At 38.8% G+C, this 23,056-nt stretch carries 17 protein-coding genes; 8 read left to right on the top strand and 9 right to left on the bottom strand.

Annotation, left to right across the window (positions count from 1 at the left end; translation table 11 throughout):
* Window positions 1-21: 21 nt before the first annotated feature.
* Entirely contained in the window at window positions 22-1,089 is a 1,068-nt protein-coding gene (locus tag GTW09_RS08890) for an XrtA/PEP-CTERM system-associated ATPase (protein WP_163111590.1), read from the top strand.
* Window positions 1,090-1,132: 43 nt separating this feature from the next.
* Here GTW09_RS08890 and GTW09_RS08885 read toward each other — a convergent pair whose 3' ends face one another.
* The 4 genes from GTW09_RS08885 to GTW09_RS08870 are packed head-to-tail and all read right to left on the bottom strand — an operon-like array spanning window position 1,133 to window position 5,940.
* A complete protein-coding gene (locus tag GTW09_RS08885; protein WP_163111589.1) occupies window positions 1,133-2,836 on the bottom strand; it encodes a porin family protein in 1,704 nt (567 codons plus the stop codon).
* Complete coding sequence (locus GTW09_RS08880; RefSeq protein ID WP_338024938.1) at window positions 2,790-3,713, bottom strand: XrtA-associated tyrosine autokinase; 924 nt, start codon at window positions 3,711-3,713, stop codon at window positions 2,790-2,792. Before GTW09_RS08880 ends, GTW09_RS08885 begins: the two co-directional genes overlap by 47 nt.
* The gene (locus GTW09_RS08875; RefSeq protein ID WP_163111588.1) at window positions 3,710-5,278 is read right to left on the bottom strand and encodes an XrtA system polysaccharide chain length determinant; all 1,569 of its coding nucleotides are present in this window, start codon (window positions 5,276-5,278) and stop codon (window positions 3,710-3,712) included. The genes GTW09_RS08880 and GTW09_RS08875 overlap by 4 nt, the downstream gene beginning before the upstream one ends.
* A gap of 29 nt (window positions 5,279-5,307) precedes the next feature.
* Window positions 5,308-5,940: an XrtA/PEP-CTERM system exopolysaccharide export protein gene (locus tag GTW09_RS08870; protein WP_163111587.1), complete on the bottom strand. Its 633-nt coding sequence runs from the start codon at window positions 5,938-5,940 to the stop codon at window positions 5,308-5,310.
* A gap of 150 nt (window positions 5,941-6,090) precedes the next feature.
* Here GTW09_RS08870 and GTW09_RS08865 point away from each other — a divergent pair, with 150 nt between their 5' ends.
* From GTW09_RS08865 to xrtA, 3 genes are read left to right on the top strand one after another with little or no spacing between them, the layout of a single operon-like run.
* Window positions 6,091-7,503: a TIGR03013 family XrtA/PEP-CTERM system glycosyltransferase gene (locus GTW09_RS08865; protein WP_163111586.1), complete on the top strand. Its 1,413-nt coding sequence runs from the start codon at window positions 6,091-6,093 to the stop codon at window positions 7,501-7,503.
* Between the two features lie 17 nt (window positions 7,504-7,520).
* Complete coding sequence (locus tag GTW09_RS08860; protein ID WP_163111585.1) at window positions 7,521-8,360, top strand: XrtA system polysaccharide deacetylase; 840 nt, start codon at window positions 7,521-7,523, stop codon at window positions 8,358-8,360.
* A 36-nt stretch (window positions 8,361-8,396) separates the two neighbouring features.
* Window positions 8,397-9,896 (top strand): exosortase A, encoded by a 1,500-nt coding sequence (gene xrtA, locus GTW09_RS08855; RefSeq protein ID WP_163111584.1) that lies wholly within the window; start codon window positions 8,397-8,399, stop codon window positions 9,894-9,896.
* A 37-nt stretch (window positions 9,897-9,933) separates the two neighbouring features.
* Here xrtA and GTW09_RS08850 read toward each other — a convergent pair whose 3' ends face one another.
* Entirely contained in the window at window positions 9,934-13,509 is a 3,576-nt protein-coding gene (locus tag GTW09_RS08850) for a PHP domain-containing protein (RefSeq protein ID WP_163111583.1), read from the bottom strand.
* 126 nt (window positions 13,510-13,635) lie between these two features.
* Between GTW09_RS08850 and GTW09_RS17750 the strand changes: the two genes are divergently transcribed.
* Together GTW09_RS17750 and GTW09_RS08840 are read left to right on the top strand one after the other, a co-directional pair.
* Window positions 13,636-14,784: a glycosyltransferase family 4 protein gene (locus GTW09_RS17750; RefSeq protein ID WP_163111582.1), complete on the top strand. Its 1,149-nt coding sequence runs from the start codon at window positions 13,636-13,638 to the stop codon at window positions 14,782-14,784.
* 423 nt (window positions 14,785-15,207) lie between these two features.
* Window positions 15,208-16,674: an oligosaccharide flippase family protein gene (locus tag GTW09_RS08840; RefSeq protein ID WP_163111581.1), complete on the top strand. Its 1,467-nt coding sequence runs from the start codon at window positions 15,208-15,210 to the stop codon at window positions 16,672-16,674.
* A gap of 100 nt (window positions 16,675-16,774) precedes the next feature.
* On the opposite strand, the gene GTW09_RS08835 is transcribed toward GTW09_RS08840, so the two are convergent.
* The 4 genes from GTW09_RS08835 to GTW09_RS08820 all read right to left on the bottom strand — a co-directional run bounded on the left by GTW09_RS08835 (window position 16,775) and on the right by GTW09_RS08820 (window position 20,748).
* Complete coding sequence (locus GTW09_RS08835; protein ID WP_163111580.1) at window positions 16,775-17,584, bottom strand: pectinesterase; 810 nt, start codon at window positions 17,582-17,584, stop codon at window positions 16,775-16,777.
* 166 nt (window positions 17,585-17,750) lie between these two features.
* Entirely contained in the window at window positions 17,751-18,404 is a 654-nt protein-coding gene (locus GTW09_RS08830) for an HAD family hydrolase (RefSeq protein ID WP_163111579.1), read from the bottom strand.
* Window positions 18,401-19,150, bottom strand: coding sequence for a 3-deoxy-manno-octulosonate cytidylyltransferase (locus tag GTW09_RS08825; RefSeq protein ID WP_163111578.1), 750 nt, complete (start codon window positions 19,148-19,150; stop codon window positions 18,401-18,403). The genes GTW09_RS08830 and GTW09_RS08825 overlap by 4 nt, the downstream gene beginning before the upstream one ends.
* Before the next feature lie 2 nt (window positions 19,151-19,152).
* Complete coding sequence (locus tag GTW09_RS08820; protein ID WP_163111577.1) at window positions 19,153-20,748, bottom strand: aldolase catalytic domain-containing protein; 1,596 nt, start codon at window positions 20,746-20,748, stop codon at window positions 19,153-19,155.
* 464 nt (window positions 20,749-21,212) lie between these two features.
* On the opposite strand from GTW09_RS08820, the gene GTW09_RS08815 reads away from it, so the two are divergent.
* Window positions 21,213-22,100, top strand: coding sequence for a glycosyltransferase family 8 protein (locus GTW09_RS08815; RefSeq protein WP_163111576.1), 888 nt, complete (start codon window positions 21,213-21,215; stop codon window positions 22,098-22,100).
* Between the two features lie 8 nt (window positions 22,101-22,108).
* Window positions 22,109-23,038 carry a glycosyltransferase family 2 protein gene (locus GTW09_RS08810; RefSeq protein WP_163111575.1) on the top strand — a complete coding sequence of 310 codons (930 nt, stop codon included), beginning with the start codon at window positions 22,109-22,111 and terminating at the stop codon, window positions 23,036-23,038.
* Window positions 23,039-23,056 lie beyond the last annotated feature (18 nt).

The following is a 23,056-nucleotide window of genomic DNA, read 5'->3' as shown; positions in this document are numbered from 1 at the left end:
AACAACTACTCGGTATTTTGCATGTACGAAAGTTACTACGGACTTAACTCGAAACCGTTTCAGCTAACACCTGATCCCGCGTTTTTCTTTGCCAGTAAGTGGCACAAGCGCGCTATGTCATATCTTCAATACGGTTTATCGCAGGCAGAAGGTTTTATCGTCATAACCGGTGGTATCGGCACAGGAAAAACAACTGTAGCAAATAGCCTGCTTGAAGAGATTGAAGATGATATTGCCGCTGCGCAAATTGTTACACCTAAGCTCTCACCCGATGAATTAGTGAAAATGGTGGCGTCTAAGTTCGATATCGCCACCGAAGGTAGAAGCAAAGCCGATATTTTAAAGGCATTAGAAATATTCCTATTTGAATTAAACAGAGCAGGGCGCCGAGCATTGCTTCTTGTCGACGAGGCGCAAAACTTGCCGTTAGAGTCTATCGAAGAACTGCGGATGCTAAGTAACTTTCAATTTAACGGAAAACCGCTTATTCAGAGCTTTTTATTGGGGCAAGAAGAGCTGCAGCCTATTTTACGAGCGCCTAATATGGAGCAGTTTAGGCAGCGTATTGTAGCGTCGTGTCATCTAGCTCCACTTACCATTGAAGAGTGTAGAGAGTACATAGAATATCGATTGCATCATGCTGGTTGGAACGGCTCACAGCTTTTCTCAGATGACGCATATGAGCGCATTCATATGTTTACCCGAGGCATTCCTCGCAAGGTAAACACGCTGATGGATAGAATAATGCTTTACGGGTTCTTGGAAGAGCTAGAAACGTTCAATGCGGAATCGGTAGACGAAGTCATCGAAGAGGTTAAATCTGAGATGTTCGAGCCCGATAAAACCGGTGCTGAGGTGACTGAGCACATGGGGTTTGCAGACAGCCCAGAAAGCAAAACTATCATGACGCCAAAAGGCAATGTTATCCGCGATACAAAGTACTACTTAGATATGTTGGCAGAATTGGTAGACGCGCTAGATGACGCCATATCGCAAAAAGTCAAAATGACTCAGTATGTTGATAAGCTGATGAAAAAGAAGTTTAAGACGTATGTAAGGTTGAAGAGTGACGATGGGAAAGGTGAGTGACTTTTTAGTGGCACAGGTTAGTATTAAAATTATTAGCCTGTGCTTAATCGTATGTATATGTAAGCGATACAGAAATGCGTCTGTCTGTAAAGTTTGCTCCGAACAAACCGGTATTAAAACCTCCTCCAATCACATCATCGCCAGCTCGCTTAATATAAGAAATATCACTTGAAAAATTTAAATTTCTGCCTATGGAGCGGGTGATTCCCAATTCAAAATTCCAGTTATCGCTTTCTCCATTATTGTTTGTACCATCTGACTGTTGATCAACATTTGCATAGCTAATAGAAGCGTTAGCGTTCGTATAGCTACCAATTTGATAGGAAAGAGTAATACCAGAGGACAATGTTCTCAACAGCCGATTGGCGTCGAGTGCATCGTCTTCAGAATAAGTAAAAGATAACCCGACGGTAATTCGTGAGAAATCGTAACCCAACTGTAAATTGCTAGATTTTCGTACGATTATATTGTCCGAGAACTCCACATTTTGATTTGAAAACTGCACAAACTGCTCGTTAGAAGCAGGAACGTAATTGAGATTATTTGGTTGAAAACAATTCGATATCGATGTTGAGTTTATTGGACATACAAAAACACCGATATTTTCAGGGTTTGCAAGTAGCCTTGATGTATTCGTTACATTTTCGGTATAAATGAAAGCGCTACGAAGGTATTTGGAGTTGTATCTAATATTAGCCGACCCTGTTTCACCGAAGAATCTTCTTCCATAAGTCAAACTAGCCGATGTTCTTGGTGTAAAAGCCCACTGTAAATCAACTCCAACAAAGTTATCAGAATCATCTTCTGTCTGCTCCGTGTTCGTTCGATTTGCGGTTAGTGATATAAAACGGTTTGCGGTTTGACGATAGGTAATACCAGCTCCAAAAGTATTAAATTCACGAGTAGCGCTTAAGCTATCTATTCTGTCTGAAATCTGATTAGCTTCATGAGTTCCAGACAGGCGTATTGCCCAGTTCCCTATGATATTGAAATCGGAAAAACCAGAGGCGTTTCTCGAAATAAATTCTCCACCTTGTAATTGTGCTCTGCTTGTATTTTGATAACTTCCTGTTATTTGCCAAATTAACTTCTTTGCTCTATCTCCATTTCTTGCAGTGCCGGACAGTTGGTAAGTATCATTATTTAGAGCATTACCTTGGCCATTCGCAGCTCGCTCAGAAGCGACGTCAGAATACGACACCATGCCTTGAACTTGAATCCAGTCGGCTTCTCTTATATTTAACGTAGACGCCAGTCTGTTAGACCGAGTTTTAGCAAGAGAATTCGCGTTTGTATTAAAGTCTGAGACCAAAAAGTTGCCAGGCTGAGCATTTTGATAACTTAAGGCGCCCGAGGCTTCAAATGTTATTAAGTCATCCAATGGCGACCATTGTGCAGAATAAGCATAATTTTGAAAATTATCTTCAATATTGATGTCATCCCGATCCCGCTTTAGATAAGTAAGTTGTGTTTGCCAACGACCGCGAAGCGTTCTAGATTCATAGCTAACATTCAAGGATGGGTTTATAGAAAAAGTGTTTAGGGAAACACTTTTTCTATCTTCAGATTTCACATTTTGATAAATATTACTAGAGGTAACTCCTGCAGAAACATCTAAATCAGCATATGCAAAATCTTGAAAGAAAAGTAGGGTAATCAACCAAAGAATTGGATTCTTTGAACTACCTACACAGTAGTTACTACTTTTCCCGTTCTGCATAGTAATATCCATAGTAGCCGCTTCCATCGGTGTCTTTGTGAACAGATTTGTTAACTACAAAACCTATCGCCATGTCGGGATTTAACCTTTGTACAGCTAATCTGACGTCTGATAATTTCGCTCTTCCTTCCTCAACAACAACGACAGCTTGTCCCGCGAAGTTGGTCAAAATTGCACTTTCTGTTATACCTATCAGCGGGGGGGTATCAAAAATCACTATCCTATCAGGATATCTATTTGCAAACTCATCTACAGTTTCATGCATTTTTTGGCTAGCAAGCAATTCGGTGGATAGATGATGAGTTTTGCCAGCTGGAATGATTTTTAATTTTTCGATGCTGGTTGGGTAAAGAACATCCGCAATATTATCTACCTCGCCAGTGAGGTACTCCATTAATCCCTTTCTTCTCTCGAGACCCAGAGTTTTGAGTACATTTGGTCTGAGTACATCTGCATCCACAAGTAACACAGTTTTGTCCTGTTCGGCGGCAATGCTTAATGCTAAGTTGGTTGCAGTAAATGTCTTTCCTTCACTGGGCCTGCCACTGCTTACCATTATTATATTGGGGTTGTGTAGTGTTTTTGAAATAGGTCCGAAGGCGTTGGATAATAACTTTCGTTTTATTTCTCTATACTCTTCATTTATTTGTGTTCTTTCGCCAGTTACCGATACATGGCCTTTCTTTTCCAGTTTAGCTGAGTCTATTTTATATTCAGGTAAACTAGATTTACCTGAGCGCGTTTCTGCACTGAACGTTTCATTCGATTTCGCAATAGTTTGGTCGGTTTCTTGAGCGTGAACTTGACCTTTTAAAGTAGAAGTCTTATCGCTTCCTTGATTTTTTGTATCAAAACCACTCTCTTTCTTTTTTTGAAGCGCTTTTTCTATAGTATTTTTTGTCACAGTATGCCCTCCAACAAATTAATATTCATTGTATCGGCTAATACCAAGATAGCATACATCGCAACAATCGCTCCTGATGACAATAAAAAGATAAAAAGACGAAATCGGTTTTTTTTCTTTATAGAATCAATGTTTAAGTGTGTAACCGTTCCCCATATTGGAAAGTCTGTTACTGTAAGTAGCTGTTGTGGTCTGATTAAGACAGGTAATAATTGACTAATCAAAAATGCAATCACTATACCTGAGCCAAAGCCAACGGCCAAAACAGCAGAATAAAAAATTAGACGATTTGGGCCGTTTGGTTTTTTCGGTAGTAAAGGAGGCTCGATAATTCTAAACTGCAGATCTTCCGCCGATACATCTGCTCTTCTTGATAAATCTGCTGACTCTCTTCTTGATAAAAGCTCTTCGTACTTGCGTTTAGTGATTCCATAGTCTCTGTTAAGAGCTGTAGACTCTGCCTCTATTTGGGGTATAAGGTCAACTTTACTCTCGAGGTCTGCAATTTTACTTTCAATATCGCTTTCCTTTACTCTTAGGGAAGCTATTTGACTCTCAAGCCTACTTGATTCCAACTTTAATTCTCTATTGAGTTCGCTTAACGGTGCTACCTCACCATTTTCTTCAGCCTGTAGAAACGCAGAAATTTCCTTTTTTCTTGATTCTTCAAGCGCGCTCAGTAAAGTTTTTGCCTCGATAACATCAGGGTGTTTATCTGTGAATCGTAACCTTAATCTATCGAGGTTTTCCTCAATGGATCTTATTCTCTCATCGTATCTAGTTCGCAATAGCGGTTCATCTGGGCCCGTTACACCGAAGCTATCCGACGATTTATCGACTCCTAATTGGCTATTTAACGATCTTGCCTGCTGTCTCGTTCTTTTAATTTCAAGTTGGGTAGATTCAAGTTCGCTCTTTAGGCGCTGAAGATTTGAGTAAAAACTACCTGCCAATGGAAGTATGTCGTTATACTGGCGCTTGAAGGCCGCTAACCGTTGTTCTGCTTCTTCTAATCGAGATTCATATTCGGCGATTTGGTCGTTTATAAAGCGCTCTGCTGTGTCTGAACCACGCCTATTCGAACCCAAAGAACCCTCAACAAATAAATCAAGTGTCTCTTGAACTATTCGTTGCGCAACAAGAGGATCCTTATTGTTAAACGATATATTGTAAATATTATCCCTACCGGTCGATGATAATTTTATCTGTTTAGACAGGTTGGTGACTAATGACTCAAATTGTTCTTCAGTTGACGTGGTGATATCAAGATCGCTCGCTCGCGCAATTTTTTCCACATTACTTCGACTGAGCAACGTCTGTGCCATCATTCTAACTTCTTGGCTACTACTAGTTTGAATTGTTAAACCACGTAGCAATGGCTTTAAAACCGATCTTGTGTCTACAAATACTTTCGCACTCGAGCTGTAAGTATCTGGCATATTTGCTACGTATAAAAAACCGATAGGACATATAAGCCAAGAAGAGATAATGATATATCTCTTCTTAATCCAAACACCTTTCAAATAGTCTAATACTTCGGTGAGGGTTTTCTGTAAATCCTGCATGTTGTTTTTAGTTCCGTTAACTTATACTTCTAAAACCAAGCTTCTGGAATGATCACTATATCTCCCGGCAGCATGTCGACATTTTGAGTTATATCCCCATCTCTTATTAGGTCGTCAATAGCGATGTCGAACGTCGTTTGTTTATTGTTGATTACGCGAACAAGCTTCGCATTATTACCATCTGCAAATTCCGTTAAACCACCTACTGCAATCATTAGGTCAAGCAGGGTCATATGTTCTGTATAACTAACTGCGCTCGGATTGGTGGCTTCTCCAATTACACGAACCTGCTCGCTAAGCGGCCCAGAAAAGTTATTTACGCTAACAGTTACCCTTGGATTATTAATATAAACAGACAATTGCTCCTCAATTTCTCTCGCGAGCATCGTGGGTGTTCTGCCTGCTACATCAATATCTTCTACTAATGCAGTAGTTACTTTTCCGTCTGGGCGTACAATAAAGCTGCCCGAAACTTCGGGATTACGCCAAACAAAAATGGTTAGTGAATCTCCAGGGCCTATCAAATACTGGTAGTCATTTACGTCAGTTGTCAGCGAAGCTCTTGTCGTAGCTTCAGGCAAAACGCCAGAACTTCCGCAACCTGTTAAGCCTATTGATGTCAGTATTACGTAGCAAATGAATATTGTTTTAAAACGAAACATAAGAGATCATCCTACACTCATTATGGTTGAATAGGTGCCTTTGGCGTTTACCCTACGGGAAATGTCACTATAATGCCAATAACAGTTCTAGTCTATTATAAAAATTCCCTTTATGATGGGGAAAATGCTCAAGTTTTTCGGAGGCCAGGGGTGGCAAGCAACAAGCGCAACCAAAGTAAACGTTCGAATATTCTCGTACTCTCAGAAGCGTTACTTATATCTTACATGGGCTATATATCTCATTTTATTTTAAACCAAATGGGTATGGCTTCCGAAGTGCCGGTAGAGAAGCTTATTGTGAATGTTGGAATGCTCACTGTAGCTATTTTGTTGTGTTCACTATCGGTTGGGCTGTATGAAGCAAAATTACGGGAAACATTTAGAGGCATAATTCGCCGCATATTTGTTAGTGTGGGGCTAAGCTACTTTTTGGTGGAAGTAATAAGTCGAGCCTTCTTCGATAATTTATTAATGGACCCTTACTTCCTGCCCGCATCGGTAGGCGCTATTATTATCACACTTGTTATTTTTAGGTATTTTACGAACAGATTAGGACTGCTGGGCCTAGGAAAGGCAAGAATACTGGTGTTGGGCGCAGGTGAGCGTGCGTCTATAATCGAAAAACGCATGCGTAGAGATGTAGATAGAATAGGTTTCGAACTAGTAGGTTTTGTACCCATCCCAGGTGATAACCGGGAAGAGGGGATCAAAAAAGAAAAGCTTATTCATTTAAAAATAGATGAAGGTTTTCAACAGTTTATTTTAGACAATGATATCGAAGAAATCGTCATCGCATGCGACCAACGTCGAGGTACATTACCAGTAGAAGTACTTTTTGATTGCAGGCTACGTGGCATCGAAGTTACAGAACTACTTGACTTTATGGAAAGAGAAACTGGGCAAATAGTTGTCAATCTTATGTACCCTAGTTGGGTCATCTATTCGAACGGTTTCCAAACACAAAACTACCTTCGTGACTCTCTAGATTATACGTTTAATGCCATCATTGCTTTCATCATTTTTTTCTTTGTGTGGCCAATTATGTTGTTCACCGCGTTAGTGATCTATCTTGATGATGGCAGAAAAACAGGTGTTTCAGTATTTTACAAGCAAGAACGAGTAGGACTAAACGGTAAGCTTTTCAAAATTATAAAGTTTCGTAGTATGCGCCCTGACGCTGAAAAAGATGGTGCCAAATGGGCCAGCAAAAACGACACTCGCGTAACGCGCATTGGTAATTTTATTCGTAAATATCGTGTAGACGAGTTGCCTCAGTTATTAAACGTGTTCAAAGGCGAAATGTCTTTTATTGGACCTCGTCCTGAACGGCCACAGTTTGTTGAGCAGCTAGTTCGCGAAGTTCCATATTACAATCAACGTCATAATGTGAAACCTGGCCTGGCTGGATGGGCACAATTAAACTACCCCTACGGGGCAAGTGTTGAAGATTCAATGGAGAAACTAAAATTCGATCTTTATTACGTTAAACATCAGAGTTTATTATTAGATATTCTGATACTAATACGCACAGTAGAAATTGTACTTTTTGGTAAAGGTCGATAGCGTAAGGGCGAAAGCATATGAAGTTAGAAAATCGCCTAAATGCGATGACGGTTGATGTTGAAGATTACTTTCAGGTATCTGCTTTTGAAGGTGTGGTAAATAAGAAAGATTGGGATTCAATTAGCCTTCGAGTTGGAGACAATACCAACCGGCTCTTGGATCTTTTTGCCGCAAACAATGTCAAATCAACATTTTTTACACTAGGTTGGGTAGCGCAGCGTTGTCCCGATGTAATTAAGCGTATTGTCAATGAAGGACACGAACTAGCCAGCCATGGCCTAGCACACCAACGCGCCACTACTATGACAGAAAAGCAACTGTTTGATGATATTAAGCAGAGCAAAGATATTCTTGAAAATATTGGTGGGGTTGCCCTAAAAGGATACCGAGCGCCCAGCTTTTCCATTAACGATTCTAACACCTGGGCTTATGATATTTTAAAAGACCTGGGCTTTACCTACTCTTCAAGTACTTACCCAATTAACCACGATTTATACGGCGTGCCCGAATGGCCCCGATTTAAATACACACGGGACAACGGTTTAGTCGAAATACCCATTCCTACGATCATTAAAAAAGGCACCAACGTGGGTATTGGTGGAGGCGGCTATTTCAGACTTTACCCCTACTGGCTATCGAGACGGCGCATAATCGAATTCATGCAAGCGGAAAGCGCGCCTTACAGCTTTTATTTTCATCCGTGGGAAATAGATGCACAGCAACCTAGGTTTGATAAAGCGCCGTGGAAATCTAAGATTCGCCATTATATCAACCTATCGAAAATGGAAGGTAAAATTGAAAAATTAATAAAAGACTTCAACTGGGTAACCATGCAAGAAGCCTACGAAATAAAATAAGCCCAAAAAATAAGAAAATAGGGCAGGGAAGTACTTATGAGTAAAAGTGAATCGTTTAAAGAAAACGAAAAGGAAGCATCGGCATTACCGTTTGCTAAAAATAAAGCGTTCTTGACTTCTAGCTTTGCGATATTTTGCTTGTGGTTGGTTTTTAGCTGGCAGGGACTGCAGACCGTAGTTGAAATATGGTACGGCAATGAAATATTTAATCATGGCTTTTTTATTGTTCCGGGTGCTTTTTACCTCATTTATTTAAAACGCAAAGAGCTACTTGCTAGGCCTTTTCAAACTTCACTGCTTGCCTTTATTGTTGTTATACCGGCATTACTGCTCTACATTATTGGCATAGCGGGGGACATACAGCTTTTTCTTCACACTGCCACCTTCACATTACTTCCTGCACTTATTTGGTTATTGATAGGCACAAAAGCCGCTAAAACCATTCTATTCCCACTTGTGTTTATGTTGTTTAGTATTCCGGTTGGCGAGCAACTGATTCCTTATTTGCAAGAAATAGCGGCCGATGGCTCTGTTATGTTGCTACAACTTACAGGCGTGCCCTTATTCAGAAGTGGCTTATACATCGAAATTCCACAAGGGCGCTTTTTGGTAGCTGAAGCCTGCTCTGGCGTTAGCTTTTTTATCGCCAGTTTTGTAATAGGTAGCTTATATTCCTACCTAAACTTGGTATCGACAAAGCGCAGAATAGCTTTCGTGGCAATATCTCTAATTTTTCCTGTTTTAGCCAATATAGTGCGCGTTTATGGCATCATCTTAATAGCCTACTGGACAGATATGGAGCATGCGGCGGGAGCCGACCACATTATTTACGGCTGGTTTTTCTTTGCGTTTGTTATAGTTTGCTTGTTAGGCATAGGCGAATTCTTGCGGGAGAAACAAGCAGGTAGTAGCAATCACTCGGTAACAGATGTAACTGTGAGGTTCAAGAAACATGACTTTGCAACGATATTAATCGCAGCTACATGTTTGGTGTTGTTTTCCTTCTGGGGTGGGATGATTGAAGATAGAAAGTATTCTGTAAGGCTATTGGGCAGTGAATATGAAAATGAATTCGAGGTCGATGAGAAATGCATTGAAGAGCTCAATTGGAGACCTTTATTGAACAAGCCTGATATTACTAAAACACAAACGCTTAACGGTATTACCCCCTGCGAATCATTGCTAGTTCGTGCAATGTTCAGTGGAGTAGAAAACGAGTTAGTTAGTGACTTAAACAGATTATACGACCCTGAAATGTGGGCAAGAGAGTCAGGTTTTAGCATAATAACTAAAAATGATGACCCCTCATCATTGAGCGGCCTGAGACTGACTTCACCGAGTGGAGAAAGTCTTTATGTAACACATTGGTATCTCATCAATGGTAAAGTTTTTACAAGTGATGTTGAAGCCAAACTATATCAAACTTTTATTTTACTAAAAGGTTTACCCAACAATGGTGAGTTCCTTGTTATTGCGGCAAAAAGTAGAGATGTTTTGGAGATGAATGCATCGAAAATTTTATCAACGCAATACTGAGAGCTTTTTTCGCAGTAGATGTAAAAAAGCAGATACTTTAATTCAAATAAATCCTAACATGATTACTGAACGCGAATAACTCCTCGCTATCTACTACTGCTCTTATCCGACTTCTCACATAACATGATTTTGTGTCTGCACCATAGCTTCTTGCGGGTATTAATGCGGTTACTCTATCTTGGTGCGAGGGAAGTGCGAGAGCTTCTAAAATTTCTGGCCTTCCTGCTGTACAATTCGTGAAAATATCTACTTGCAGCGGCACGTCGAAGTGCTGTGCAGTTCGCTTAACTGCAACTTCAATCAAAACTAAATCCCCTTTACTGGTCTCCCCAATTTCTCCGGGGCTAAGCGCCTTTTGTGTAGGCGAGGTTTCAACACTGAAATGATATTGTTCGAGAAAACCACCGTGACTCCCCCAATACGTTCCATTTTTAAGCGCTTTAAAAACCCCAACATAATCGTTGGTTGGAACTATAAGGTGTGTTTTTGAGAAAGAGCATGGAGAATAATCTAATTTATCATTATGATAATCTGACGGTGCCAGAGAACCAAAAACATCATGACCTTCATCAAGAAGCAAATCTAAAACACCGCCGGCCTCGGCAGTGACTGGGTCCCACCTTTGCTTAGTTAGGTTCTCTTCATTGTAACTGCCAATATTTGTAGATTTTTGGTGTCCAGGCGCTCCGCTAAACGCGTTCATTAGATTATCCATTTTCCAAACTAAATAGTTGTTATAGATCTCTTTGCCAGAATTTATTTTTCTCGACGGATGGTTATATGATGCTACGAAAGAGTCACTATTTTTACCCACTAAGGCATTAATTAAATCGAAGAGCTCGCGATCAGTTTTAGGTTTGGGTGAAGGGGCGAGCATTAAATGGTTAAATTTTGAGTAAAATTCTTCTTCAACATTTGGTTCAACCAAAAAGTTGATGTGTTCTTGTTTTCCGTATGAGGGCGCGTTTAATTCAAGTCCATTGATTATCATTAGCGGTTCATGAAAGATTCTCGCAAGTTTAATGTCGGTTAGACGGTCTTTGTTTAATGTTCTTTTGCTGTCAGTATGGTCTGTTATTGCTAGCACATCACAGCCTGATAGTTTAGCTTTTTCGCTTAATTCATCTATTGTAAGGCTTCCATCAGAATAGGTAGTGTGTGTGTGATGATCGAGGATTAGGGTCGCATTGGCATTCGACCAAGGAATGTTTCTCACTTTCGCAGAGGTATGGTGAGAAGCATTGTTGAAATTAACAGTAAAAAGTGCGCAAATGCCTATGACTACTCCGATTGCAGGTAATGCCACAAAGGTTTTGATAAGTAGTTTTTTGTTACTCGACTTTGTTTTTTCTGGTTCTGTAGCCATTCTAAACTCGCTCTGACTGAAAGAGTGTTCGCTTTGTAAGTTTTTAAGTATGATGTTTAAAGTGCTAGTAAAATCTAAGCCTATTTTAACCGTTACAGTTAGACCAATAACTATAAGCGTATAAATCATGCTCCAGCGAATTTGAAGTTGTTCAGTAGGAAGCAATTCTGAGCGACTGCCCCCTAAAAGGAAGTCGATTCCTGAAAAAGTGTGACCGTATTTAAAAACGTTGTCTTCAAGACCATTAGCCAACAGAGTCCAACTGACGGGGATACTCAATAGGAAGAAAGCTAGTGAGATGAGCATTCGAAAAAGTTTTTTCTTTCCGGTGCTATTCACCAAGCTCACTACAACCATGGCGACTAATGCAATGAGCATATAAAGGTACATACCGCCGCCTAGCCCAAATGCACCATCTCTCTCAATGAGTTCGTTGAGGTTATCTGTTGAAGAGTAATCAAAAGTTATGACCTTACTCAGGAATAGCCAAAGTATTAACCATAGGCCAAGTTTTAATTGCGTTGGTAAATCATTGTGATGGCTGGTTGTTCCACGGAGACTCGTTAAGCGAAGCCCAACACTTAGGGATATTGCTAACGGTGCAAATAAAAGCGCAAACCTTATTATAGGTTCTATTAATTGACTGATGTTGTAAACATGATCTCGACCAAAAAAGTTAACAAGGTTCACGCCAAAGTCACCTAAAATTTTATCACCAGTTAGTTGCCAGGTAATATTAGATGACCCGTTTATGTCAGCAATTGTTTCTCTTGTTATGCCTACCATTAAAAGTAAAAACGAAATGGCAATTACGCAAATCACTTGAAGTATTTGCTTGTTAAATTGGATAACGGGTTTATTTGTTAGTCTATTCCCCCCAAAAAAAGTAACGAATGCAATTCCAAAACCGAATGAGATTATTGCCGTAGAAGTAAAAAAGTATGCTTTTATTGAACCTGAGTTTACAAACATTTCAGCAATATTGTAAGGAAGGTTAGGCTGGTTCATTAACCAATATTGAAGACTCGTTAAAATGAAAATTAGTAAAGCAAAAGTGAACACTGCAGAGGATGAGAGTAGCTTTTTTGTAAGAAGGTGATAGTTAATTATTTCATTTTTAATGAAAGAGAAGGGAGGTAGTGAAGATAGCCAACTAAGAGTAGAGTAACTTACGAATATACATACTAGAAACTCGGTGATGTCTGGTGTTGAATTGACTATGCGTATTTGAAATAACTCTATTGTTAAAACAGTAGCCGGTAACGTTGTTAAGATGAAAAGCGTGTTCCGTCCTGTTCTAATAGCAAGATATGTAAAGCTAAAGTAATAAAGTCCTTTTTCGACGAATGCAAAAATGTTGATTAGAGTGTTACTGCCTAAGGCAGGTGCGAATGGGATAAGATTGAAGCTATTTAACTTGCCAGTGTACTCGAAAGATCCCAAACCATTTGTAACAATTAATATAAAGCTTATGACAAAAGCGACAGTGTATTTATTGTGACGAGAAAAAAGAGGACTTAATACCAAACTGGCAACTAAACCCAATGCAGTATTTATATCGTTTGTATTTGAGATGATGAAGATTTGAGATACTAAAAATACAGGAAGAGTAAGTGAGAGCATTAAATTGGGTTTGGCAAGTTTTTCAGACTGCTTTGCAAAAAAAATGATTAAAGTATAAAAGGCAAAGTACTTAATTATTTTTAACGTCGCCAAGCGCTCTGTATCTATCAATATTTTAGTGTTCTCAACTATGTAGCCGATATCTAGTGAAGGTACTAAAGGAAATAAATCCACAGTTACATATGCGATAAAAATTAAAAAACTTACCTGTTGAGGGCTTTTTACGGTAAGGGGATTTTCTTTTATGTCTTTTATTTTGGGCTTTAAGAAAGGAGATATCATCAAGCCGCCTACTGCCCCCAACGTATTCCATATTGCATCTGCGCCGAAGGGAACTCGAGTAATAGACCATACTTGAACCACCTGTATAGCAAACGCAAATACGAAAAGCCCCGCGCATATTAACGCTACCTGTTTGAAAGAAGTAAAGTTTGGTTTTACAACCAGACCAATTGGAACGAAAAGAAGGAAGTTTGCAAAAGAGTCTGCTATTCCACTTTGTAGTGGATTAAAGCTTAAGAGGGAGTTTAATGATGAAGTTAAATTTGTTGGCGCTTCAAAAGAGAAAGGGTATAGAGAGCCATAAACAACCAGAAAAAAAAGAAAAATTTTTATTTTAAGCATTCTTAATCCAGTTGGGTAACGTTGTGCATCGAAACTCTAAAATTCTATTCAATCTCAATTTCTACTGTATCGCAATGCTTTAATGCTTTAATCTAAAGGAAGGGTTTCGATACTGCAAAAAAAAACGTGAAGAAAGTGCTTCTTTTAACTCAAAATTTTCCCCCAACTGATGGCGGGAGCTGCCGATGGTTTTGGGAGTTATATTCTAGACTCCCTACTGATAAAGTAGTTGTGGCTACCGATATTGTTGATGGTAGTGAACAGTTTGATAATACTCACAACATGCTGGTAGAAAGAATTCCTTTGTTTAGTAAAGAATGGGGAATTATTAGCCTTGCAGGTATTCTTTTTTATTTGCGTTCAATAAAAAATGTAATGAAGTTGGTAAAAAAACACCAAATAGAAGAAATACATTGCGGGCGCGTTATCCATGAGGGAGTTATTGCTCTAGCAGTTAAAATGTTCACTGGTGTTCCTTATAAATGTTTTGTTCATGGAGAAGATGTAGAAACTGCCGCAACCAGTAGAGAGCATTCAGCACTGGTAAGCCAAGTATGTAAAAAGGCATCGCGTTTGATTTGTAACAGCCATAACTCCGCAATGCTAGTAGAAAAGCTCGGCTTTGCGAGTAAAGGAGTGTGCAGTGTGTTGCACCCAGGTGTAGATACAGACGTTTTTAAACCAGCTGCACCCGACGAATTATTTCGAGAGCAGGTGGGCTGGCAGAATAAAACTGTTATGTTAACCGTAGGAAGATTGCAGCGAAGAAAGGGGCAAGATTTTTTGATAAAGGCCATGCCTGAGCTGCTCAAGCACAAACCTGATTTGCATTATGCAGTTGTAGGAAGGGGAGAGCTAGAAAAAGAGTTAAGAGATTCAATTAGTGAGTTAGGTTTAGAAAGATGCGTTACACTTCACACCGACTTCTCAGATGAACAACTGGTGAAGGCCTACCAACAATGCGATTTTTTCATTTTACCCAACCGAACGATTGGGAATGATATTGAGGGATTTGGTATGGTTTTGGTGGAGGCTCAAGCCTGCGGTAAATATGTGATTGCTGGTGAGTCTGGTGGTACTGCGGAGACTATGATAATCGGGAACACCGGGGATGTTATCGATTGTTCCAACGTAAACAAACTATCTAGTAATCTACTCAATAAGCTATCCAGCGAAATGGAGGTAAATTTGGATGACTCACGAAATTATATAGTAACAAGTTTTTCTTGGTCCCAATATGTCTTAAAAGCAAAGAAGTCAGGCCTAATAACTTGAAATATTGCTGTATGCTCTTTTATCGCCAAAAGAGCCGCCCATATATCCATACTCACTATATTTTTGTAGCTGATAGGTATCAGGTAATTCAGTTTCTGGCGCACAAAATCCTCGTTCTCTAAGTTAAATACATATTACCTTATATCCTAGTTTTTAAAAAATGGTCAATTCATAATTACTTTAATTTCTATGTTTTACTATTATAATCACCTTTAAAGTCTGAGGTGTTTTAATGCAAACTTTTTTCATTACAAATGGTGTAATTAGAAAAATGATAAAGTCTAAAAATTTGTGCCTTACACGAGTTATAATCAGTGAAATATATATTTTCACGTGCTGGGCACCAATGAAAGCGAGTGCAAAAAAACCTTGCACAAAAAATTTGATTCTCGACCTACCAACGATGAAACAGGTGTAATTATAATGCTCACAGCTAAATCCAGTTTTATAGCTAGTGGATTACTAATTTTTTCACAACTCACACGAAGGCTAATCAGCATTATTAGTATGGTCATACTTGCGAGAATATTAGCACCTAGTGATTTTGGTTTGGTTGCAATATCGTTACTTTTGATGAACTTTGTACAGGTCATATCAACAACTGGAGGGGGACAGTATTTATTGAGCAGAGACAGGCTAACAAGCGAAATGGTTTTTACAAGTTGGACCTTAAACTTTCTTATTAAAACCAGCCTTGCGATCCTACTGGCATTCTTTAGCACATTAGTTGCAGACTATTATAATGACCCAAGGTTAGTGCCACTGGTTGTTGTAATGGCTACACAAATCTTTATAGAATCTCTTGGCAGTCCAGCAATGATATACAAAAGAAAAAATTTGCAACTGGGCGAGATTACAAAATGGGAAGTGTATATAAAAATTATTACCGCAATCACTTCAATAACAATAGCATACATTTATGAATCATATTGGGCTCTGGTAGTGGGCCAATTTACGAGTGCGGTTTTACATGTTTGTGCTACATATGTTATTGCCCCAGCAAAGCCGAAAATATCATTGGCGAACGTAACAGAACAGTGGAAGTTTACCAAGTGGATTCTTCCGCAATCAGTATTAAATTTTTTTCGTAGTCAAATAGACGCTATCGTTGTGAGTTCGTGGTTTGACAAAGCATCTTTTGGCGCTTACAACTCAATGCGTTATTATGCAACGATGCCAGGTGACGTATTTATAAAACCAGCATTAGGGCCACTCCTTACGCAATTCTCTGAGTTTAAAACCAACCATCACTATTTTAAAGAGCAATGTCGTGTCGTTATCTTTGTTCTTTTCTCGATTAGTATACCGATAGTCTATTTCATGCAAAGTCATGCAGAATTTGTAATTAGTTTGGTTTTGGGGGAGCAGTGGGTTAAGTATTATCCGTTATTCTCTTTTTTTTCGATTATGACAGTTGTTATGGCGTTTAATCAATTTTTGTCACAAATACTAATGCTTAGAGATATGACACGTATCCTTTTTGGATATTCTATATTCACTACTTTATTACAGATTATAATTTTTAGTCTTGGTGAATTTAATTCAGTTTTTGACTTGGCAATATATAAGGTTTCTGTTGATATTGCGGCCATTTCATTGTTTTTCTTGTTTGTAGTCGCTTTAGTTTTTAGTCTGTCTGAATGTTTTAAGTTGATTTTATTTGGAATACCTGCAGTTGTTGCAATAACCGTGGGGGATCTTGTATCGCAGAGGTTAATCCTGGCTCAGTCCGAATTTGTTGAATTTATTCTAAAAGTGACTACTGTTTCAGTCGTATATTGTACGATTGTTTTTGTTATTATTAGAACGTTAAGGAGTAAAGTGAGAGCTTTTGCTTACTTGCATACACTATTTCTAAAAGCGCTCGGTAAATTTCATGTGATTCGCTAGTCCTAAATACAGGGAATGAGTAAGTTACTCTCGGTTAAATGGTGAGGTTGGCACTGTTCAATATGCTCTTTAAACCCATGGTCCAAGTTGTCTGATAAAGCTAATGTATCCAAGTAGAATTAGAATGAACTTCAAGGGTAATTCCATGTTTTTTTAACCAGCTACGCAGATAGGGAATAGAACTACTTGTAAGAGCTGCTTCGCCATCCATCATACCTGCTTGATTTATCGTTCTTCCAAAATGAAACTTGACGAAGTTGATTAATCTCATTAAACGGAGCTTACGTAACCATTTTAATTTCCTGCCCGGCTTTTCTCTATCATTTTTATATTCATTATCATCGATATGAGTATTATTACCTTTCGCGTCTGCAATATCCCAACCAATAGTTACTATTCTTGCGATTCCTAAGTGCAATAATGTGAATATCACAGATTCATGCATAATACCGGGACCCCAAGGGCGAGATAGACCACTTTTATCGAACGTATAATCATCGAACTGCAAGTGACTGCAAAGTGTATCAGTCAACCCGTCACTTTCTTTTTTCTGCAAATTTAACGTAAGATCAGATTTGCAAAATGAAGGTGGATCATTTTCTGCTTTAGTAAGGATTTTAAATACTCTAGAGTCACTATATTTCCATTTCTTGACGTTATAAGAATTTATGAAATGAATGTCACATAAAGAACTCAGCTCATCAAAAAAAATAGTTTGTTTTATGCACACCACAATTGGGCAATCATGCACTATCGAATCATAGACTTTCTTCCAATGTAACGCTGAAGGGCCAGCTGATACGATAAACGCAGTTTTCCCATGAAATAAATTTTTCAGATTTCTAATAAGCTCTTCGTCAGTATTTGAATTCAAGGAAGCATCCCTGAGCCTTCTTTTAAAATCACTCATTTTCTATTTCCATCTGATTGGAGTTTTATTTCTTGTGTAAGCTTTAAGGCCTCAATTAACTCACAATAGTGAGAAAAATAAAACAGGTCATGGTTATGCGACTCTCTTTTCTTTATATAGTATAAATTAAAAATCAATGGTACCAGGTTCTTTTAGGTAAGGAGCTTCAAATAAGGGCATTCAATGAATCTATATAAGTTGCTGACTGGGACAGACAAAAGTTCCTCCAATCTTCAACTTCGGTCCATGCTCCAACGAACAAGAAGTCTAAGCCTGCCTCTTTTGAGGAAAAAAAATCGTACTTGCTATCACCAATAAATAGAGATTTTCCACTGATATTACCGTTAGCTATTTCTCGAGCGAATATTTCATCTTTACTATCAGGGCTGCCAAATATTCCATTTGGGAAAAACTTCTCTAAATCCCTTTCTGCAAAAATTTCCCGTAATTCTGATTCCGCTCCCCCTGAGACTACGAGCCAATTTGCACTTTCATTGAGTTTTTTAAGATCACTGAGTGCAGGGTTAATTTTACAGGTGCGCAAGCCATGACTCACTTCGTTAGCGTAGTTCTTTAGTAATTTATCTAGTGTGCTTTCTTTATCTAGGTGAGAGAGATAATTCTTGATAACCCACTCAAACTTTTTAAAACGTGAGATACCACCATTTTCTATGTGATATTGCTTCAATGCGTGCGCAGCTGGTTCGTTAAATTCTACAGTAGCATTGTAAAATGCTTGAGTCTTAACTTTATTAGAATCAAGAATGACACCATCGCAGTCAAATGCGATGGTGTCATATTGTGTTATGTCAATTGTCATGAGGACATAGCCTTTGTCAGTGCCGCTTCTACCACAGCAACATCTTCTGGAGTATCTACAGCGTAACTTCCTGGCTTGGTTTCAATCATTTTTATGCCCACGTTAAGCTCTAAGAACCGAAGAATTTCTATATCTTCTGAATGCTCTAATTCACTTTTACGACCGAAATCTTGATACTTCTTTAGTTCTTCTTTTGTAAAAGCATAAATACAAACTTGCTTTTTGTAGGTTGTTGGTGCGTTCGTCGCTTCTTTATACCCGGGGAGCGCAGCGCGCGACATATAGATCAACTTATTATCTTCGGTCGTTATAACTTTAGGTATATTGATATTTCGTGGGTCTTCGCTCTCATTCAGATAACAAAAACCATTGATGACCATATCTAAACAAGCCTGTTTTTCAGAGATAATGTTCAAAATATCTTGCGGATCGGCCAGGGGTTCATCACCCTGCACATTCACAATGATATCTGCATTAACCTGTTGTGCGGCTTCAGCTATCCTGTCTGTGCCAGTAAGGGCTTTTCCCGTCATTACAACTTTAAAGCCCTTTGCCTCTGCAATATCTTTGATTCTGTTATCGTCGGTCGCAATGTATACATTTTCTTTACCAACGGCTTTTTCCGCCAATTCCGCAACCCAAATTATCATCGGTTTACCAAGTAACGGAACAAGTGGCTTCCCAGGGTACCGGCTAGAAGCAAATCTAGCCGGTATAACCACAGCAGAAGTTAAGTTTTTGTTCATAACTACAACCCGTACACTGAAGTTGAAGGAATATCATAAGTGGTGTTTGTTATCGATATCAGTGATTTACCTGTTGTTTCGGTAAACAAGTTAAATACTTTTTGCATTTCTAATGAACGATTGTCTGCGGCGCCAAAGCCATCAAAACCAGCCAAGTAGATTTGCTCGCATTCACCAGCTGCAGCAACCGCAAGTGCGTAACTAATAACAAGAGAGTTAGGTAATACAGCGCTTGTCTCGCCAACAGTGAATGTCCCTTTTTCTACCTGTAAACCGAAATCAAGACATTGCTTGTTACCTAATGATTCAAGTACATCATTAGGAAGTGATTTTACTGGCGCAATAAGTGGTTGCGGCAGTAGTGCGTGCTTGTCACAATCTGCTAGAAGCCTTACTGGGTGACTCGCTATGCGTAGGTCTATTTTATTATTGGGCAAAATAGACTGGGTATTCATAGCAATGACAACGGGTGAATACTTATCAATGTACGATTGTACAGCATTGCTATGCTCTTCCAGACCCGGTCCAGCACCAAGAATAAGCACGTTTTTGCCTGAAAGCTCTGTTTTAGGTGACCAGCATCCCTCAACTTTTTTAGAATAGAAGTTGCGTGTAGCATATAGAGTATGTTTACTGAACTTTGAACCACCTTCAACGCGCAAATGCTCTAGTGTTGCAAGAATATCTTCTTCATCAAATCTAGGGTCTGCCAGCATTTCTTGAACAAAAGTAGGGTGAATACCATATTTTCCAGAAAGGAAGTAATATGGATTTGAACCCCAACCACATTCATTCTTTAGTGGCTGGAAGTAACTTTTAATTACAGATAAAAGAGGTACAAGATTGATTTGTTCGCCGCGCATGTTCGCAACTTCAATAGCAAGCTCTTCAGTTCTAGCATTACCAGGGCCACGGCCCATACCTGTTACAGTGGCATCAAGCCATGTTACACCTTCTTCTATCGCTGTAAGGGTGTTTTGTAATGCTTTACCCATATTGTCATGGGTATGAATACCTAAAGCGCCTTGCCAATGTGCGCGTAGCCAAGAAATAATTTTCTTGCATTGTTCAGGCCCCATGCTTCCCATTGAATCAGCGAAATAAAGTGCATCAATAGGATAGTCTGATGCAGCGCGTGCTAATTCTTCGACCTCCTCACGTGACCGTTCTGCTACCTGCATTAAATTATAGCCGACGACAAAGCCTTTGCTCTTCAACCATGAAGCTGCAGGCAAAGACGCCGTAAACTCGTTGACATGGCAAGCAATACGAACAACATCAACAGGAGACTCATTAGCGTTTAAAGGAAAGAATTCTTCAAGTGCTTCTTCTAAAGAGCTTGCTGCGACTAATTCAGCAGCGTTTATCATTACGGCTACATTTAAAGTTTGCGGAACATTCAAAGAGCTAATGTATGAGTCTGTTGTGTAGGCAGAGGCGCCTTTAAAGCCTGTATTTTTGAGCGAGCGAAGTCCGAGCTCAACTATATCTACCTTTGCAGCAGCCATTGCCGTAAGATAATTTAATACTACAGGCTTTGGGAAATTCCAGCTGTTATAGTACCCACCATCTCTCAAGGTGCAATCTAATATTTTCATAGCATTTCCATCACTTTTAGCTTTGTAGACTATTGCAACCATTACTAAATAGCTATTGCAACTAATACTTGTTGTATTTATCGTTTAACAAGGGGCTGTCTTGTATCCCCGCTCGACGTTTATGTAGTTTACTGATATTAATGCGTTAAACCAGCGAAAGTGAAGTCAACTAATTGTTTATTTTTTTCAAGATTAAAGTGTTAACCATCTTCGGCTACCCAGTTCACTGAATTATTTGCAACATTCTTTTATATGTAAAGCGGGCAGAATAATATGACTAACCTCACATCGACACTGTTACTAGTTCAGGGAAAGAGCAATATCGAAGCTTCCTGTTCTCATCAATTCCTGTCATCATGAATTTTATGGTAAGAGTGCACCGGTTCAGCCCTGAATTTATACACTACACGTAATGGGCTATCATGGGAATTCTTGAATAAAATTTACTTTGTATGAGGGGCTCAATGAAACGAGATTTGGACGTAGCATTATGTTTGGATGATAATTATGTTAAGCCAGCAACAGCGGTAATCAAAACGCTTCAGGAGCATAATCCAAGTCTTCAAAAAAATGTATTTGTTGTTTATAAGCAACTCTCATCTGACTCTCTTGCACTTTTACAGAGTTGTTGCGATGCGCTTACTCATTTAGTTTTTAAGAGAGCTGATGTTTCAATTAAAAATGTGGGACCTAAAAACCATGTGTCTAGTGCAGCGTTTATCAAAATTGAACTTGTAAAAGTTCTAGAAGAACTCGATACCGTATTATATCTCGACGCTGATATGGCTGTAACCGGCAGCCTTTCTGAACTTACTGATTTGAACCTAGATAATTACTTTCTTGCCGCAGTCGAAAACCCATTCTTTAAACGGCACGATGAGTTGGAAGTGGATAAAAATTTCTTTTATTTTAACTCAGGTATGATGCTCCTCAATTTAAAATTCATGCGCGAGAATGACTTTTATTCAAAAGCACATCTTGTAATAAGAAATGAGGCTAAAAAGCTGATGTTCCACGATCAGGATGTTTTTAACATAGTCGCTGATGGAAAAGTTTTACAACTTCCCATTGAGTTCAACTTTCAAACGTTCTATCTCAGAAAAATACATAAGTTTGATCGTTTGCGGAGAAGAGGCATTTTAAGCGTTTACCCGAACGTAAAAATAATGCATTACTCCTCTGGTATAAAACCTTGGAAAGCCTTAGATCCTCACCCCGCTAAGGATAAGTTTAGAGAGTTTTACAGTTACCCAATAATTAATGATTACGACATTACAACCAGCATAAAATATGCAATACGTTTTCTTTACGTAAAGTTATATTATTTTATATATTTAACACTCAAGCTTTAAGGTGATTTATGACAAAACCTTTAGCAACGATTGTTGTTCCTTTCTTTAATGTTGAAGATTACTTAGACGAATGTTTAAAAAGTATATTTGAAACAAAATGTGATGCCTTTGAAGTGCTATTAATTGACGACGGTTCCACTGATGGCTCTAGCGGTATTGCCCGTCATTATTGTGAGTTGTTCCCGAATATCTGCCGAACTATTAGACAAGAAAACATGGGAATTGCCAACGCAAGAAACGAAGGAATAGATAGTGCTAACGGTGAATGGATAATATACGTTGATAGTGATGATTTTGTTGACCCTTCTGCACTACGTAAAGTGTTGGAAGAATGTGAACGAACTACAGCGGATATAATCGCATACGATGCGTACAAGTACGTCAACGACAATGGCAAATTGCTTAATATGTATAGAGAGCCCAACCCCTTTACTAACGAGGGTATTGTCGACACAAATCTTTATGCAAAAACACTACTTGATAAACAGCTTCTTAATTTTGTGACAGTTTGGGACAAAGCTTATCGAAAGAGCGCCCTAGACAAGCTTGCTATTAGATTTATTCCGGGACGAATTCATGAGGATGTTGCTTTTATAATACCGTTGCTACTCTCTCACTTAAAAATTGAATACATTAATTTAAAGGTAGTGTTTTACAGGGTAAATCGTGAGGGGAGTATTATGACAGCTTACAATCGTAACAAGCTAGGTCATGTTATAGAAAACATTATCATGCTCAATAAATTTTTTAAGCTAAATAATGTAAAAGATACTGTCTTCTACGACTATTTGGTATTTCTAGTAGGAACAGTTATAAAAGGAAAGGTAAAAGTTGATAAAAGAATACTTTGGTCACTTTTTACTAACTCTTTAAGTCTTAGGAAACGCATGATTTTGGTTTTTCTTGCGTTCAAAAATATCATAGGCGAACCTCTATGAATTTAAAAGCTGGGTGCT

The organism is Alteromonas hispanica (assembly GCF_010500915.1).
Lineage (GTDB): Bacteria > Pseudomonadota > Gammaproteobacteria > Enterobacterales > Alteromonadaceae > Alteromonas > Alteromonas hispanica.
The sequence above is the reverse complement of the archived record's forward strand: the minus strand, read 5'-3'. Positions and strand labels throughout refer to the sequence as shown.

Excerpts from the sequence above, each read along its gene's own strand:
- GTW09_RS08890 (WP_163111590.1), top strand. The coding sequence starts at position 22 with ATGTACGAAAGTTACTACGGACTTAACTCGAAACCGTTTCAGCTAACA.
- GTW09_RS08885 (WP_163111589.1), bottom strand. The coding sequence starts at position 2,836 with ATGGAAGCGGCTACTATGGATATTACTATGCAGAACGGGAAAAGTAGT.
- GTW09_RS08875 (WP_163111588.1), bottom strand. The coding sequence starts at position 5,278 with ATGCAGGATTTACAGAAAACCCTCACCGAAGTATTAGACTATTTGAAA.
- GTW09_RS08870 (WP_163111587.1), bottom strand. The coding sequence starts at position 5,940 with ATGTTTCGTTTTAAAACAATATTCATTTGCTACGTAATACTGACATCA.
- GTW09_RS08860 (WP_163111585.1), top strand. The coding sequence starts at position 7,521 with ATGAAGTTAGAAAATCGCCTAAATGCGATGACGGTTGATGTTGAAGAT.
- xrtA (WP_163111584.1), top strand. The coding sequence starts at position 8,397 with ATGAGTAAAAGTGAATCGTTTAAAGAAAACGAAAAGGAAGCATCGGCA.
- GTW09_RS08850 (WP_163111583.1), bottom strand. The coding sequence starts at position 13,509 with ATGCTTAAAATAAAAATTTTTCTTTTTTTTCTGGTTGTTTATGGCTCT.
- GTW09_RS08840 (WP_163111581.1), top strand. The coding sequence starts at position 15,208 with ATGCTCACAGCTAAATCCAGTTTTATAGCTAGTGGATTACTAATTTTT.
- GTW09_RS08835 (WP_163111580.1), bottom strand. The coding sequence starts at position 17,584 with ATGAGTGATTTTAAAAGAAGGCTCAGGGATGCTTCCTTGAATTCAAAT.
- GTW09_RS08830 (WP_163111579.1), bottom strand. The coding sequence starts at position 18,404 with ATGACAATTGACATAACACAATATGACACCATCGCATTTGACTGCGAT.
- GTW09_RS08825 (WP_163111578.1), bottom strand. The coding sequence starts at position 19,150 with ATGAACAAAAACTTAACTTCTGCTGTGGTTATACCGGCTAGATTTGCT.
- GTW09_RS08820 (WP_163111577.1), bottom strand. The coding sequence starts at position 20,748 with ATGAAAATATTAGATTGCACCTTGAGAGATGGTGGGTACTATAACAGC.
- GTW09_RS08815 (WP_163111576.1), top strand. The coding sequence starts at position 21,213 with ATGAAACGAGATTTGGACGTAGCATTATGTTTGGATGATAATTATGTT.
- GTW09_RS08810 (WP_163111575.1), top strand. The coding sequence starts at position 22,109 with ATGACAAAACCTTTAGCAACGATTGTTGTTCCTTTCTTTAATGTTGAA.